12 protein-coding genes are annotated in these 14932 nt (G+C 68.1%); 2 read left to right on the plus strand and 10 right to left on the minus strand.

Translation table 11 applies throughout. The features are described from left to right. Positions 1-5: 5 nt before the first annotated feature. A complete protein-coding gene (locus OHB04_RS12465; protein WP_326807455.1) occupies positions 6-209 on the minus strand; it encodes a DUF397 domain-containing protein in 204 nt (67 codons plus the stop codon). Then, a complete protein-coding gene (locus OHB04_RS12470) occupies positions 206-1036 on the minus strand; it encodes a helix-turn-helix domain-containing protein (RefSeq protein WP_326807456.1) in 831 nt (276 codons plus the stop codon). Before OHB04_RS12470 ends, OHB04_RS12465 begins: the two co-directional genes overlap by 4 nt. 131 nt (positions 1037-1167) lie before the next feature. Here OHB04_RS12470 and OHB04_RS12475 point away from each other — a divergent pair, with 131 nt between their 5' ends. Beyond that, complete coding sequence (locus tag OHB04_RS12475; RefSeq protein WP_326687747.1) at positions 1168-1677, plus strand: ATP-binding protein; 510 nt, start codon at positions 1168-1170, stop codon at positions 1675-1677. A 43-nt stretch (positions 1678-1720) separates the two neighbouring features. On the opposite strand, the gene OHB04_RS12480 is transcribed toward OHB04_RS12475, so the two are convergent. From OHB04_RS12480 to OHB04_RS12505, 6 genes are all read right to left on the minus strand, one after another. Further along, positions 1721-2404, minus strand: a complete 684-nt coding sequence (locus OHB04_RS12480) for a hypothetical protein (RefSeq protein ID WP_326807457.1) — start codon at positions 2402-2404, stop codon at positions 1721-1723. A gap of 11 nt (positions 2405-2415) precedes the next feature. Next, a complete protein-coding gene (locus OHB04_RS12485) occupies positions 2416-4728 on the minus strand; it encodes a hypothetical protein (RefSeq protein ID WP_326807458.1) in 2313 nt (770 codons plus the stop codon). A gap of 17 nt (positions 4729-4745) precedes the next feature. After that, entirely contained in the window at positions 4746-5201 is a 456-nt protein-coding gene (locus tag OHB04_RS12490; protein ID WP_326687750.1) for a hypothetical protein, read from the minus strand. Between the two features lie 204 nt (positions 5202-5405). Further along, the gene (locus OHB04_RS12495) at positions 5406-7049 is read right to left on the minus strand and encodes an alkaline phosphatase D family protein (RefSeq protein ID WP_326687751.1); all 1644 of its coding nucleotides are present in this window, start codon (positions 7047-7049) and stop codon (positions 5406-5408) included. A 232-nt stretch (positions 7050-7281) separates the two neighbouring features. Continuing rightward, on the minus strand, positions 7282-8388 hold the full coding sequence (locus OHB04_RS12500; RefSeq protein ID WP_326687752.1) for a branched-chain amino acid aminotransferase: 1107 nt from the start codon (positions 8386-8388) through the stop codon (positions 7282-7284). A 261-nt stretch (positions 8389-8649) separates the two neighbouring features. Then, on the minus strand, positions 8650-9714 hold the full coding sequence (locus OHB04_RS12505; protein WP_326687753.1) for a 3-isopropylmalate dehydrogenase: 1065 nt from the start codon (positions 9712-9714) through the stop codon (positions 8650-8652). Between the two features lie 176 nt (positions 9715-9890). Between OHB04_RS12505 and OHB04_RS12510 the strand changes: the two genes are divergently transcribed. Then, the gene (locus OHB04_RS12510) at positions 9891-11531 is read left to right on the plus strand and encodes a purple acid phosphatase family protein (RefSeq protein ID WP_326687754.1); all 1641 of its coding nucleotides are present in this window, start codon (positions 9891-9893) and stop codon (positions 11529-11531) included. A gap of 564 nt (positions 11532-12095) precedes the next feature. Here the strand turns inward: OHB04_RS12510 and pruA are convergent. Further along, on the minus strand, positions 12096-13736 hold the full coding sequence (pruA, locus tag OHB04_RS12515; protein ID WP_326687755.1) for an L-glutamate gamma-semialdehyde dehydrogenase: 1641 nt from the start codon (positions 13734-13736) through the stop codon (positions 12096-12098). Between the two features lie 108 nt (positions 13737-13844). After that, entirely contained in the window at positions 13845-14771 is a 927-nt protein-coding gene (locus tag OHB04_RS12520; protein WP_326687756.1) for a proline dehydrogenase family protein, read from the minus strand. Between the last annotated feature and the right edge of the window lie 161 nt (positions 14772-14932).

Genomic DNA, 14932 nt, shown 5'->3' on the forward strand with positions numbered 1-14932 from the left:
TGAGGCTACGCGGAGCCCTTCACCGTGCGGACGAAGGCGGCCCAGCTGCCTGCGGGGAAGATGAGCGTGGCTCCCTCCGGACACTTCGTGTCCCGGACCGGGAGGGCACCGGGGAAACCATCGGCGACCGAGACGCAGGCTCCGCCTTCGCCGTTGCTGTAGGACGACGTACGCCATATAGCGGTACCGAGTTCGTCTGCAGAGATCACGGTTTCCAGTCCTTCGCAGTCGCCTCGACAAGTTCCAGGGACGCCGTCAGCGGCAACGCCGCAGCCCTGGCCAGATCGTACGACGCCTGGTATTCCGCCACCAACGCCGGTTCGTCGATGAGCTGGCCCGTGTGTGCGCTCTCCACGTAGGCGACGGCGGGCGCGTCTGGGAAGGTCATCAGGATCAGTGAGTTGGCCATGATCGGGTGTGCTCCCGCCGAGAACGGCTGCACTTGAACGATGACTTGTCCGGCGCGCCCGACCGAGGCGACGTGCGCCAGCTGGCCAGCCATGACCTCAGCTCCGCCGACAGCGACGTACAGCGCCGCCTCGTGCAGGATGGCCCACAACTTCGGGCCTGTTGAGTCCAGAAGACGCCGGGCGCGTTCCATGCGTGTCGCAACACGCTCTTCTACTTCGGCATCCGACGCGAGCGGCATAGAGGCGCGCGTCTGGGCTCGGGCGTACGCCTCTGTCTGCAAGAAGCCCGGCACCACCATCGGCAGGTACTCGCAGAACGTCGCCGCGTGCCTCTCCATCTCGGCCGCGTCCGCGAAGTAGTCCGGATGCTTGGACTCGCGGGCCAGCGCGCACAGCCGCTGCATGTGCTGTCCGCTGCCCAGGATCTCGTCGAAGCTGCGGGACAGCTCCTCCTGGGGGCGCCGTGCGCCCGTCTCGAACTGGCCGATGTACGCGCCTGAGCAGAAGGCGCGGTCGCCCAGTCCTTCCTGGCTGAGGCCCGAGCCCTCACGCAGGCGCCGCAGCTCCGAGCCGTAGAAGGCACGGGGCGAGGTATACGGGTCGAGGTCCTTCGAGTGGTGAGCCACCGCCATCAGCTTCTTTCCGTGACACGGGCGTTGTTGAGGTCACGCCCCTTCCATGAGGCTACGACGGATTGTCACTCTCTGAATGCGAATCGTGACAGACGACCGACGGCCCACAGAGAGACAGACCGCCCATGCACAACGCAGCACACACCGTCCCCACCCGGATCCCCTCCCCCGTCCACGAGTTCAGCCAGCTCTTCAGCTCCACCCGGCGCGGGGCCCGGCTGGCCCGGCTGATGGGGGTACAGCGGCTCGCGGACTGGGGCTGGCCGTACGACAGCGAGATCAGTCGCGTGGCCGCGCTGGTGATCGGGGAGCTGACGGCCAACGCCGCGCTGCACGGACGGGCGCCCGCCGGGCGGCTGGCCGGACGGGACTTCCGGCTGCGGCTCATGATCGGCCCCGGCCTGGTACTGCCGCGCACCTTGCGCGTGGAGGTCGCGGACGGGCGCGGGGAGCGGGTGCCCCGAGGACTCGGGGATACGACGGCGGTGCGTGCGGTCCCTGGTGCTGACGACGAGGGCGGGCGCGGCCTGTTGCTGGTCGAGACGCTGGCCTCGCGCTGGGGCGTCGTCGCCCGGCCACCATCTGGGAAGACGGTGTGGGCGGAGTGCGACCTGTTCCCTACGCACCCTCGGTGAAGCCGACGCCGTACTCGCTCAGGCGCTCGCCGACGCCCCCTCCTCATTGAGCGAAGTCCACCGACCTCGGTTCCGGAAACGTGACCTCGTTCCGGCACTCCACAATACTGGTGAGCAATTTGGCGGCGTTCGTGAGGAGAGCGGCGCGCGTACGGTCCGAGAGATCCAGCCGGTCCGCGAGCGTGACGCGCATCGCGAACTGCTTCTTCAGTTTCGACTTGCGCACCAGGTCCGGCCGCCGGCAGTCGACAAGCAACCGGAATTGCTCGGTCTTCCCCTTGGCACCGAGGCGCTGATAGCTGGTGACCTTCCCCTGCTTCTCGGCGGCAGACGGGAAGGTCTGCGGGCCCCAGTTCTCCTCGACCTCGACGAGCATGTGTTCCTTGAGGTCGCCGATTGCACATCCACTGTAATCACCGCTGGGGGTGGCGCCCTTGCGCGTATTCATACTGCGGCTCATCGAGCCGCCGCCGGTATACAGGTACTGAATCCCAATACCGAGTTCTGTTTTCTTCGTTGGCGACTTGGACTTCAGTTCCTTCAGGATTTCATCTTCGAGGATACGGCTGCACGTGTTCCTGGAGATCAGCTCAGGTGCGTCTTTCGTATCCGTCCTCTTCCTGTCACTCGGCCTTGGATCAGTTACGCATGAAGCCGTGAGCAGCGCAACCAGACAGGATGAGGCCAGCATCAGCGCTGCTCCTCCAAAACCTCGGCTCTTGCGCATGATGAAACCCTTCACCCAATTGCTCCGGGGTTGGCCCGGCTGTAAGCAGTCTTACGGCGGAACTCTGCCTCATCGAACCAGTCGGAGTGCTCCAATTCAGGATGAGCCGTGAGATACAAATTCAGTGGATCCTTGCTTCGAGCCCGGCCAGCTGTCGCGAAATCCGACCGCACTTCGTCGACATCGGCGTCCACGCGTGCTTCAAATTTCTCTTGCTCGCGCTCGACCCCCCGGTCAATCATGATCCCACGCTCGGTACTGAAGGCTTCGGTGACGGAGCCGACTATTGGAACGGCGTAAGTAGCCTTCGTGGTCCCCTCCAGCACACTCTCGACACCCGTGGAAACCACGCCACTCCCCTGACCGATACCGTACTTCTTCCACTCAGCTGCTTCTTGCAATTTTCTGGCCTGCTCGGTTTTCAGGTCGTCACTGTCGCCAACGATGGACCCGAATCGAGAGTGATCTAGGAGACCTTGATTCTCAGCACCTGACTCAACGGCCAACATGGACGCTTTCCCAGGCCCCAAGCCAGAATCAAGGACCCGCGATGTATACTCCTGCTGGGCACCAGAGAGGATATGATGCCCATCCTCCGTACCACCGACAATCGCCATGAAGTCGCGGGCGTCGCTCGTCGAGGGGCTAATAGCATTCTTCCCGTCAACCGGGCCAAAAGCGGCATCTCGAATGTCGTCTCCGTACGGTGATTCAGCATCCGCCGACGTGGCCCAGTTGAGGTTGTCGATATATCCTGCGCCCATCTTGGCGAAGCTGTCGCTCAGATGACTGCGACCTGGATGAAATTTATCATCCAGAAAGGCATGGTCTTCCGCCACCACATTTACCGTCTGATTCATGATGCTCGCGCCTGCCGCAGTCTTGTGCACCCCCGACTCCGGCTCGTCATACGGTCGACCGAGCGCCCCTGCCTCTACTGCATGACCGAGTTCGTCGTATCCGTAACCTCGATCTCCGGCCCCCATAGGGTCGCCATTGGGCCATTCTCGATCCTTGAGGAGGTACCGGAGGTCGGGGTCAACTCCAACATTCCGCGAGCCGCCGACCTCGTTGCTTCCGAAAAGCTCCTGCGCCGCCTCCGAGTTGTGCCCCAGCGCTTCCATGTACCCCGCCATCGGGTCCAGGCCATGGTCGCTCCCCTTGCCGAGGTTGAGGACGGGGTCGTAGCCGTCCGGGCGCCAGAAGTCCTTCAGGTCGCCTCTGGCTTCAGCCTTCTTGTCGAACTCGATGAGGCCTTGAACATGCTTGTCGCCCGTCCCGAATCCCTTGCCGTACTGATGCAGGAAGCCCTTGTCGTATTCGCCGTCCCGCATGAGGCTGCTCATGATCTGGAATCCGTACGGGCCCTTGGAAGAGCGGCCGGGTGCCAGGCTGTCACCCGAGTAGTTGACGTCGGCAAAGCGTTTGGTTCCGAGCCGGATGACGTCGTGTTTCCAGTCCTTCATCGCCGCACTGTCGGAGTGCGAGGCCGAGGCCAAGGTGAGGCTCATCGACTTCTGTAGCTTGGCCAGCGCCTTCGTGCGGGCCTCGCCCTTCTGCGGCTCGTTGGCGTTGCGTTGCCAGAACTCCAGAGTGCCGCGGGCCCCCAGGCCCGTTGCCACCTTCTCCCCGAAGTATGGATCGCCCTCGTGCTTGTTCAGGTAGGCGGTCGCACGTTTCACTTCGGCCGGTGAGAGCGTACGGTGGTCGACCTCGGCGAGCTTGGTGAACGCGCGGGCGTCCTTCGCCGCCTCCCGGCGGGCCCGTCGGGCGTCCTCAAGGCTGTCGACACCGTCCGAGGCGAAGCCCTTGTCGCGTCCATTAGGGTCCCGGCTCAGGGCCCACTTGAGGAGTTGGTCGGCCTCTCGCGCATCTTCCATGAGCCGGGAGATCTCCCGGTTGTAGAAGTCGGCGCTGTCACCGAACCGGAAACCTTGGGACGGTCCTTCCCCGTCAGAGCCCTCGCCGTTCTGTACAGAATCCCGCCGGGAGACCTTGCCCGTGCCGTCGATCTGAAGGTAAGTACTCGCGTCCAGCTGTTCCTTGTACTCCTTGAGCGTCTTCTGGCAACCGTGCAGCTTTCTGTAAGCACTTCCCAGAAAGCCGTGCACGTCATCCGCCTCGTCAGCGGCCTTCTCCAGCCGGAAGGTGATGTCCCAGAAGGTGCTTTTCGCTGCGCTTGCGGCCTCGCCATGCCAGTCGGATTTCGTGAGCGGTGACTGCACGTGATCGAAGAAGTAGGTACCGACACGGCGGAACTTGCCGGGGAGATCCTTCCACTTGGCGACGGCCTCTCGTAAAGGTTCCAGGTTCGCCGAGATCAAGGTCCCGAAGGTAAGCATCAGTGCGGGCCCTTCCCCATTTCCTCGGCCCCTTTGTTGCCCTCCGCAACACCGTCCATCTCGTCCTTCACCCCGTGATCCCTGCCTCGGAAGTTGAAGCTCGCCTTGCGCAGCGCCGCCACCACGTTCACGCTCAGCCGGTTACGGAGATAACGCATCTGGTCGCTCCAGCGTTCTTCGAAGGTGTCGAACGCGGACGCACAATCGAAGCCGGACAGACTCGCCTTGAGCTGCCCGGTCTCCGTCATCGCCTTGTTGTCGGCACGCATGAAGGCAGCGGTGACGTCCGCTGCGTCCTCAGCCTTCGCCCGCAGCACTGAGGGGGTCACATGCAGCCTGCGCTTTCCAGCTTTGGCTGCCTGCTCTTCGGGGCCCGCCTGGTTGAGTTGCATGCGGGTCGATTGTTCCGACTTCGCCTTGGCCATGTGCCCGGCCCATTCCGCTTCGAAGGACATCCTCGATGTCTCCATAACTCACTGCTGGTTCGGCTGACCTGGTACCCGTGGGCATGCCCACGCCATCGCGGGCCTCACCGTATCAGCTTGTTAACTCTCCGCAGATGGAGTGTGGCCCTCCGCTCATGCGACGCAGCCGCAACCCCGCCCCGCCAGGCGGGGTATGAGCTGCGGCTGCCGCGCACGGGCCCGTTCGCCCGGGGCTCAGACCTCGCGCAGCCCCTGGTCGCCGACCTCGGTGACGAAGGTGGCAGCCGTGCTGACCTGGGCGCCCGGGGTGGTCACCGCCGCGACCGTGCGGAAGTCGGCGCGGGCCTCCTTGGAGGTGAGGCGGACGGTCACATAGCCGCGCCTGCCGTTGTAGAACTTCATGTGCGGGTTGGCGCCCGTGTAGTCGGCCCAGTCGGCGGGCTTGTCCTCGCCGTCCTTGCCGCTGGTGATGGAGGTCGCCACGATCTCGGTGCCGAGGGTGCGCGAGTCCTGGTCGCCGAAGCGGCGCTTGATGTCGTAGGCGTAGCCCTTGTGCACATCGCCCGTGAGCACCATCAGGTTCTCGATCCCGGCGGACTCCGCGCCGGCCAGCAGCCGCTCGCGGGAGGCGGGGTAGCCGTCCCAGGCGTCCATGCTGAGCTTGTAGGCGGGGGTGCTGTTGGTGCGGCGCTCGCTGAAGGTGACCTGCTGGGGTACGACGTTCCACACCGTGTCCGAGGCCCGCCAGCCGTCGAGCAGCCAGCGCTCCTGCGTGGCGCCCGTGATGGTGCGCTTCGGGTCCTCGGACTCGGGTCCCGGCGCGTGGGCGCCGTCGCCGTACGCCTGGTCGGAGCGGTATTGCCGGGTGTCGAGGATGTCGAACTGCGCGAGCTTCCCGAAGCGCAGCCTGCGGTAGAGGCGCATGTCGGGGCCCGAGGGCTTCTGGGGGCGGCGCAGCGGCTGGTTCTCCCAGTAGGCGCGGTAGGCGGCGGCCCTGCGCACCAGGAACTGCTCGGAGGACCCTCCGTCCTCGGGGATGTCGTCCGCGTAGTTGTTCTCGGTCTCGTGGTCGTCCCAGGTGACGAGGAAGGGGTGCGCGGCGTGCGCGGCCCGCAGGTCGGGGTCGGACTTGTACAGGGCGTAGCGCAGCCGGTAGTCCTCCAGCGTGGCGGTCTCGCGGTTGAAGACGGCGGGAAGCTCGCGGTCGGTGTACTTCCGGGCGCCGCCGTGCGCGTCCACCGCGTACTCGTACAGGTAGTCGCCGAGGTGGAAGACCAGGTCAACGTCCTCCTCGGCGAGGTGACGGTGCGCGGTGTAGTAGCCGTCGTGGTACGCCTGGCACGAGATGGCGGCCAGCCGCAGGTCGGTCAGGTTCGCGCCGGCTGCCGGGGCGGTGCGGGTGCGGCCCACCGGGCTGATCCACTTCCCGGTGCGGAAGCGGTAGTAGTAGACCCGGTCGGCGTCCAGGCCCTCGGCCTCGACGTGCACGGAGTGGTTCAGCTCGGGGTGCGCGCTGATCTCGCCCCGCCGGGCGACGCGGCGGAAGCGGCGGTCGTGGGCGATCTCCCACCGCACGGTGATCCGCGCGTTCGGCAGCCCGCTGCCGGTCTCGTACGGCTTGGGCGCCAGGCGGGTCCACAGGACGACGGAGCCGGGCAGCGGGTCGCCGGAGGCGACGCCGAGGGTGAAGGGGTCGTCGCTGACGGCCTTGTTCGCGTCGGCCTCGGCCGCGTGCGCGCTGCCGGGGAGGTTCGTGGCGAAGGCGAGCGCCGCTGCGGCACTCGTGACGGTCAGAAAGCGGCGGCGGCCCAGCGCCGCCGCCGCTCTTTCGATCTCCTGCTGGCTCTCCTGGCCGTGCTGGCTCACTCGATGCGGCATCGTGGATGTCGGCCCTCCGGGAGGCGGTCGATGACACCGTCATCACACTGATGCGCAGCGGCCCCTCGGCCACGGAAGCACGACCCACACATGTCAGGTACATGTACTGTCGGTCGGTTCCGGGCTTACGGGGACACGCCCCACCACCTCTTGAGAGCCAGCGGATCCGGGAGCCGGAGAGTCCGGGAGCCAGGGGCCGGGCGCCGGGAGCCGGCCGGCGGGCCCAGCGAGGTCAGGAGCCCAGCGTGTGCATCCAGCCGTGCTTGTCCTCCGCCTTGCCGGTCTGGATCGCCAGCAGCGCCTCGCGCAGCTTCATGGTGATCTCCCCGGCGCCGCCGTCGGCGACCTTCCACTCCGCCCGCGCCGACTTCGCCTCGCCGACCGGTGTGATCACGGCGGCCGTGCCGCACGCGAACACCTCGCTGATCGAGCCGTCCGCGTTGCCCAGCCGCCAGTCGTCGGTGGAGATCCGGGCCTCCTGTGTGGTGTATCCCATGTCCGAGGCGATCCGCAGCAGCGAGTCCCGGGTGATGCCCGGCAGCAGGGTGCCGGTCAGTTCCGGGGTGACGATGCGGGCGCTCTCGCCCTCGCCGTAGACGAAGTAAAGGTTCATGCCGCCCATCTCCTCGATGTAGCGGCGCTCCACGGCATCCAGCCAGACGACCTGGTCACAGCCCTGCGCGGCGGCCTCGGCCTGGGCGACGAGGGACGCGGCGTAGTTGCCCGCGCACTTGGCCTCGCCGGTGCCGCCCGGCGACGCGCGCACGTACTCCTCGGACAGCCAGACCGAGACCGGCTGCACACCGCCGGTGAAGTAGGAGCCCGCGGGTGAGGCGATGACCATGAACGTGTACTGGTTGGAGGGCCTGACCCCCAGCCCCACCTCGCTGGCGAACATGAAGGGACGCAGGTAGAGCGAGGCCTCGCCCTCGGAGGGCACCCAGTCCTTGTCCTGCCCGACCAGCAGGTCGCATGCCTCGATGAAGGTCTCCACCGGCAGTTCGGGCATGGCCAGGCGGTGGGCGCTGCGCTGGAAGCGGCGCGCGTTGGCGTCCGGTCGGAAGACCGCCACGGAGCCGTCCGGCTGCCGGTACGCCTTGAGTCCTTCGAAGATCGACTGCGCGTAGTGCAGCGTCATGTTCGCGGGGTCCATCTGGAGCGGCGCGTACGGCTGGAGCTGGGCGTCGTGCCAGCCCCGGCCCTCGGTCCACTGGATGGTGACCATGTGGTCGGTGAAATACCGCCCGAAGCCGGGGTCCGCCAGCACCGCCTCGCGCTCGGCAGCGGCCATGGGCTGTGCGGCGGGCTTGAGATCGAATTCGATACGGGGCGTCGTCATGTCAGCGCGTCCTTCGCTTGTGTTGTTGCGGACCGCGCTCCGGTTCGTCTCAGCCCCAGCCCAGTGCTAGGACGTCCGAGCTTCCCCACATATCGCGGCCCCACGTCCGATTATCGCGCGTGAGACATGTGTACGGGCCACAGGTGGGCAGGGAGGCGGTCCTGGGGATAGATGGTGGCACCCAACCGCCTAGTAGCACAGATACGTACAGCACAGCGGCCGGGCACCTGGCCCGGCCGCTGGTGAGCGGGGAATCCGGGCCTAGCCGGCTACTCGCACCGCGAGCGCGTCGCCGGTCTCCTCCGTCGAGCGCGTGGTGTCGGCACGCTCGGCGAGGTCGGCGGTGACCGCCTCGTCGATGCGCGCCGCCTCGGCCTCGAAGCCGAGGTGGCGCAGCAGGAGCGCGACGGACAGCACGGTCGCGGTGGGGTCGGCCTTGCCGGTGCCCGCGATGTCGGGCGCGGAGCCGTGCACCGGCTCGAACATGGAGGGGAACTCGCGGGACGGGTTGATGTTCCCGGAGGCCGCCACGCCGATGCCGCCGCTGACGGCGGCGGCGAGGTCGGTGAGGATGTCGCCGAAGAGGTTGTCGGTGACGATCACGTCGAACCGCGCCGGGTCGGTGACCAGGAAGATCGTGGCGGCGTCGACGTGCAGATAGTCGGTGGTGACCTCGGGGTACTCCTGGCCGACCCGGTCGAAGGTGTCCTTCCACAGGTGGCCGGCGTGCACCAGGACGTTGTTCTTGTGGACCAGCGTCAGCTTCTTCGCCTCACGCGCCCGCGCACGCTCGTAGGCGTCGCGCACGACCCGCTCCACACCGAAGGCCGTGTTGACGCTGACCTCGTTGGCGACCTCCTGCGGAGTGCCCTTGCGGATGCTGCCGCCGTTGCCGACGTACGGCCCCTCGGTGCCCTCGCGGACGACTACGAAGTCGATGTCCGGGCGGCCCGCCAGTGGCGAGTCGGTGTTCGGGAACAGCTTCGAGGGGCGCAGGTTGACGAAGTGGTCGAAGGCGAAGCGGAGCTTGAGCAGCAGGCCGCGCTCCAGGACCCCGGAGGGGACGCCCGGGTCGCCGATGGCGCCGAGCAGGATCGCGTCGTGCTCCTTGAGCTGCTCCAGCTCGGCGTCCGGGAGGGTCTCCCCCGTGGCGTGCCAGCGCCTGGCGCCGAGGTCGTACTCGTGGGTCTCCAGCTTCACGTCCTGCGGAAGGACGGCGGACAGGACCTTCAGGCCCTGGGCGACGACCTCGGGGCCGATTCCGTCGCCGGGGATCACTGCGAGATTGAGGGTGCGGTCCGTGCTGGAGGCCGTTCCTGAAGACATGGGCAGACCCTACTCCTCGTCCCACGCCCTGACATCACAAGTCCACATGACGGACAACGGTTCCAGCTCCGGGCCGCTGCCGAAAAGCCGGGGCGCCGCGGCGGTCGGACGGCGTTCACCACGCGTACTCCCCCATGTCTTCCCCGAGTTGTCGCGCGCTGGGAATTTTGTTTTCCATGACAGCGAACGACCTGCCCGCCGTCGGCATACCCGCCCGCCTCGCCGCACGCATGAGCATGCCTGAGCAACACGCGTATCTGCGCGAGAAGCTGTCCCGCCGCGAGAAGCCGTCCCGGCGCGGAGTGCTGCGCGGCGGCGGGCTGGTCGTCGCGGGGGCGGCGGGGGCTGCCGGGCTGGTGAGCGCCTCCGAGGCCGCGCTCGGCGACGGGCCCGGCGCCGCCGCCGGGCCCACGCTGGTGGCCTCGCCGGTGAAGGTGGACGGCTCGCTGGTGGCACCGTTCGGCCGCCACCTGGCCTTCGGCTCCGACCCGAAGACCCGGATGCGGATCTCCTGGCAGGTGCCGTTCGCGGTGAAGCGGCCCTACGTGCGCGTCGGGCTCAAGCCCTGGGAGCTGGGCCGCCGGATCGAGGCCGAGGTCCGGCCACTGCACACGCCCTCGCTCGGCCGCGACGTCCCCGAGGTCGAGCAGCTGTATCTGCACGCCGCGCTCGACGGGCTGCGCCCGGGCACGACGTACTACTACGGCGTCGGCCACGACGGCTTCGACCCGGCCTCGGCCGAACGGCTCGGCACCGTCGGCTCGTTCACCACCGCGCCCGCCGACGCCGGGGAACGGTTCGTCTTCACCGCCTTCGGCGACCAGGGCGTCAGCTACGACGCGCTCGCCAACGACCAGCTCCTGCTGGGCCAGAACCCCGCCTTCCACCTCCACGCCGGCGACATCTGCTACGCCGACGACTCGGGCCACGGCAAGGAGTCGGACACCTACGACGCGCGGGTGTGGGACCAATTCCTCGCCCAGACCGAGTCGGTCGCCGCGCGCGTCCCCTGGATGGTGACCACGGGCAACCACGACATGGAGGCGTGGTACTCCCCCAACGGCTACGGCGGCCAGTCGGCGCGCTGGTCCCTCCCCGACAACGGGCCCGACCCCGAGAAGGCGCCCGGCGTCTACTCGTTCCGGTACGGGAACGTGGGCGTCGTCGCGCTCGACGCCAACGACGTCTCCTACGAGATCCCCGCCAACCGCGGCTACACCGACGGCGCGCAGACGCGGTGGCTCGCGCGCGAGCTGAAGCGGCTGCGCGCGGCCGACGGGGGTGACAGGGGCGACGGGGCGGCCGACAGGGTCGACTTCATCGTCGTCTTCTTCCACCACTGCGCGTACTCCACCAGCACGCACGCCTCGGACGGCGGGGTGCGGGACGAGTGGGTCGCGCTGTTCGAACAGCACCGGGTCGATCTCGTCGTCAACGGACACAACCACGTCTACGAGCGGACCGATCCGGTGCGGGGCGGCGAGCCCACGCGGAAGCTGGAGATCGGCGGGACGACCGAGCCCCGCCGGGACGGCACGGTGTACGTGACCGCCGGGGGCGCGGGGAAGAAGCTGTACGACTTTCCGGTGCCGGACAGCTATGAGGGGCATCTCGACGAGCGGGAGAGTGTGCCCAGCTTTCACTGGACGAAGGCGCGGGTGCAAAACCGCGACCACGTCGAGTGGTCGCGGGTCCGCTACACGGGGTTCTCGTTCCTCGCCGTCGAGTCCCGGCCGGGGGGCCGGCCGTCACTCGAAGTGACGGCCTTGGCGGAGTCGGGCCGCCGCATCGACCACTTCGTGGTGCGGCACGGCTGAAATGGCCCCTGCCCCTCCCTCAGCCTCCGGCCGGGAGGTACCCCCACTTCCCGTTTCTTTGGGGGCTCGGCCCCCAAGCCCCCGGTCCTCAAACGCCGGACGGGCTACTCAGCAGCCCGTCCGGTCCCCAGCGACAGCCGAAGGTCTCAACGGCGGTCGAAAGCACGCTGAAGGGCCTCCGACGCCTTGCGGCGCTCTTCTTCGCGGAGTCGCGCCGCCGCACGGGAGCGGCGGAGCCTCGAGGCGGGGGCGTGAGTGTGGGTGGCTGTGGGCGTGGCCATGGGAAGCAACTCCTTCTGCGCGAGCGAGGGGAGATCTGCCTGACAGCCGGAGGCGGGGACAGCCGGTGCGGCAGGGGTCACCTGCGCCAGGCACACGGCGTCACGTCCGCGATGCGCTCGGTGGAGCGGGACGTTCGGCTCCTACAAAGATAGGAGCTCGCAGCCGTGATGTCTCGCCAAATAGTTGGCCTTCCTACTATCTGAGACGAGGCCCACACACACGACAGGGCCCGGCCCCCTCCTGGGAAGGGGCCGGGCCCTCATCGCACAGGGGCGGCGGGGGTCAGCCCATGTGCGGGTACCGGTAGTCCGTCGGGGCGACCTGGGTCTCCTTGATCGCGCGCGGCGAGGACCAGCGGATCAGGTTGAACTTCGAGCCCGCCTTGTCGTTGGTGCCCGAGGCCCGCGCACCGCCGAAGGGCTGCTGGCCCACGATGGAGCCGGTGGGCCGGTCGTTCAGGTAGAAGTTGCCCGCGGCGAAGCGCAGCTTCTCGGAGGCGGCGGCCAGCACCGCCCGGTCCTGGGCCAGCACGGCGCCGGTCAGCGCGTAGGCCGAGGCGGACTCCATCTGGTCCAGCATCGCTTCCCAGGCCCCGTCCTGACCGTCTTCGTAGACGTGGACGGCGATGACCGGGCCGAAGTACTCGGTCTTGAAGACCTCGTTCTCGGGGTCGGAGCAGGCGATGACGGTCGGGGTGATGAAGTAGCCGACGCTGTCGTCGTAGGTACCGCCCGCGACGATCTCGCAGGACGGGTCGGCCGCGGCGCGGTCGATGGCGGCCTTGTTCTTGGCGAAGGCACGGTCGTCGATGACGGCGCCGATGAAGTTCGACAGGTCGGTGACGTCACCCATGGCCAGGCCCTCGACCTCGGCGGCCAGCTCGTCCTTGAAGCCGCTCTCCCAGATGGAGCGCGGCACGTAGGCGCGGGAGGCAGCCGAACACTTCTGGCCCTGGTACTCGAAGGCGCCACGGGTGATGGCGGTCTTGAGGATCTTCGGGTCGGCGGTGGAGTGCGCGACGATGAAGTCCTTGCCGCCGGTCTCGCCGACGATGCGCGGGTAGGACTTGTAGCCCGAGATGTTCTCGCCGACGCTCTTCCACAGGTGCTGGAAGGTGGCCGTCGAGCCGGTGAAGTGGATGCCCGCCAGGTCCGGGTGCGGGATCGCGACCTCGGAGACCTCCTTGCCGTCGCCCGTCACCAGGTTGATGACGCCCTTGGGCAGGCCGGCCTCCTCCAGCAGCTCCATGAGGAGGATCGCGGAGTGGGTCTGCGTCGGGGACGGCTTCCAGATCACGACGTTGCCCATGAGGGCCGGGGCCGTGGGGAGGTTGCCGGCGATGGCGGTGAAGTTGAACGGCGTGACCGCGTAGACGAAGCCCTCCAGCGGGCGGTGGTCCATGCGGTTCCACACGCCGTGCGGCTGCACCAGCGGCTGCTCGGTCAGCAGCTCACGCGCGAAGTGCACGTTGAAGCGCCAGAAGTCGATCAGCTCACAGGGGGCGTCGATCTCGGCCTGCTGCGCGGTCTTGGACTGGCCCAGCATGGTGGAGGCCGCGATGGTCTCGCGCCAGGGCCCCGACAGCAGCTCGGCGGCCTTGAGGATGATCGCCGCGCGGTCGTCGAAGGACAGCGCGCGCCAGGCCGGGGCCGCGGCGAGTGCCGCGTCGATGGCGTCCTGCGCGTCCTGGCGCGTGGCGTCGGCGTAGGTACCGAGGACGGCCTTGTGGTTGTGCGGCTGCACGACGTCGTGGCGCGCGCCACCGCCCATGCGCTTGACGCCGTCGATCGTCATCGGCAGGTCGACGGGGCTTCCTGCCAGCTCCTTGAGCTTGGCCTCCAGGCGCGCACGCTCGGGGCTGCCGGGCGCGTAGGTGTGCACCGGCTCGTTGTACGGGGCGGGAACCTGGGTCACAGCGTCCACGGGTTGCTCCTTGGGTCGTGAGGTGTTTTCCCGGGGGCTGCGGCTCGTGTCGGCTTCGCCGGGGCCCCCGGGGCCCCCGGCAGGGGGCAGCGGTCTGCGAAGGGTGCGTCAGCCTCGGCTGACCAGCGAGCGCAGGAAGAAGGCCAGGTTCGCGGGGCGCTCCGCGAGGCGCCGCATGAAATAGCCGTACCAGTCGGTGCCGTACGGGACGTAGACTCGCATCCGGTGGCCCTCCGCCACCAGCCGCTCCTGCTCGGCGCTGCGGATGCCGTAGAGCATCTGGAACTCGTACTCGTCCTCCTTCCGACCGTAACGCGCGGCCAGATCCTGGGCGATGGCCACCATCCGCGGGTCGTGCGAGCCGACCATCGGGTAGCCCTTGCCCGCCATCAGGACCTTCAGACAGCGCACGTACGCCCTGTCGACCTCGCGCTTGTCCTGGAAGGCGACCTCGGGGGGCTCGTTGTAGGCGCCCTTGACCAGCCGGACCCGGGAGCCCTCGCCGGCCAGCGCGTGGCAGTCCGCCTCGGTCCTGAACAGATAGGACTGGACGACGGCACCGGTGGCGGGAAAGCGCTGCCGCAGCTCACCGAGGATGGCGAGCGTGGAGTCGACGGTGGTGTGGTCCTCCATGTCGAGGGTCACGGTCGTCCCGGCCTCGGCGGCGGCCTCCACCACGGGCAGCACGTTCTCGGTGGCCAGCTCGTGCCCGCCGGGCAGGGCCTGCCCGAAGGCGGAGAGCTTCACCGACATCTCGGCCCGCGCCCCCAGCCCGGCACCGGCCAGGGCCTCGGCCAGCGCGAGGTAGGCGTCACGGTTGCGCAGCGCCTCGGACCGGTCGGTGATGTCCTCGCCCAGATGGTCAATGGTGACTTCCATACCACGCCCGGCGAGCGAGGTGATGCCGCTCAGACACTGATCGAGCTGCTCGCCCGCCACGAACCGGTCCACCATCGGGCGGGTGACCGGCGCGGCCGAGACGAGGCGTCGGATGCTGTCGCTGCGCGCGGCGGCGAGGAGCACGGGTCCCAGCACGGGGCACCTCCACGGATTGTTCTTGTGCAGGACTCGACGGCGCGGGAGCGCGGGAGCCACCCAGGAATGTAAGGATCCCGCCACCTCGCGGCCATCGACACCTGTCACGCGTCCGTGCCCTGCATCTCAGACAGATGTATGAGAATGGGCCTACAGCCCCG

The organism is Streptomyces sp. NBC_01775 (assembly GCF_035917675.1).
In the GTDB taxonomy this organism is placed as follows: Bacteria; Actinomycetota; Actinomycetes; order Streptomycetales; family Streptomycetaceae; genus Streptomyces.

Bases quoted from the DNA above. Each gene is read 5' to 3' on its own strand.
- OHB04_RS12475 (WP_326687747.1), top strand. From the start codon at position 1,168: ATGCACAACGCAGCACACACCGTCCCCACCCGGATCCCCTCCCCCGTC.
- OHB04_RS12480 (WP_326807457.1), bottom strand. From the start codon at position 2,404: ATGCGCAAGAGCCGAGGTTTTGGAGGAGCAGCGCTGATGCTGGCCTCA.
- OHB04_RS12490 (WP_326687750.1), bottom strand. From the start codon at position 5,201: ATGTCCTTCGAAGCGGAATGGGCCGGGCACATGGCCAAGGCGAAGTCG.
- OHB04_RS12495 (WP_326687751.1), bottom strand. From the start codon at position 7,049: ATGCCGCATCGAGTGAGCCAGCACGGCCAGGAGAGCCAGCAGGAGATC.
- OHB04_RS12500 (WP_326687752.1), bottom strand. From the start codon at position 8,388: ATGACGACGCCCCGTATCGAATTCGATCTCAAGCCCGCCGCACAGCCC.
- OHB04_RS12505 (WP_326687753.1), bottom strand. From the start codon at position 9,714: ATGTCTTCAGGAACGGCCTCCAGCACGGACCGCACCCTCAATCTCGCA.
- OHB04_RS12510 (WP_326687754.1), top strand. From the start codon at position 9,891: ATGACAGCGAACGACCTGCCCGCCGTCGGCATACCCGCCCGCCTCGCC.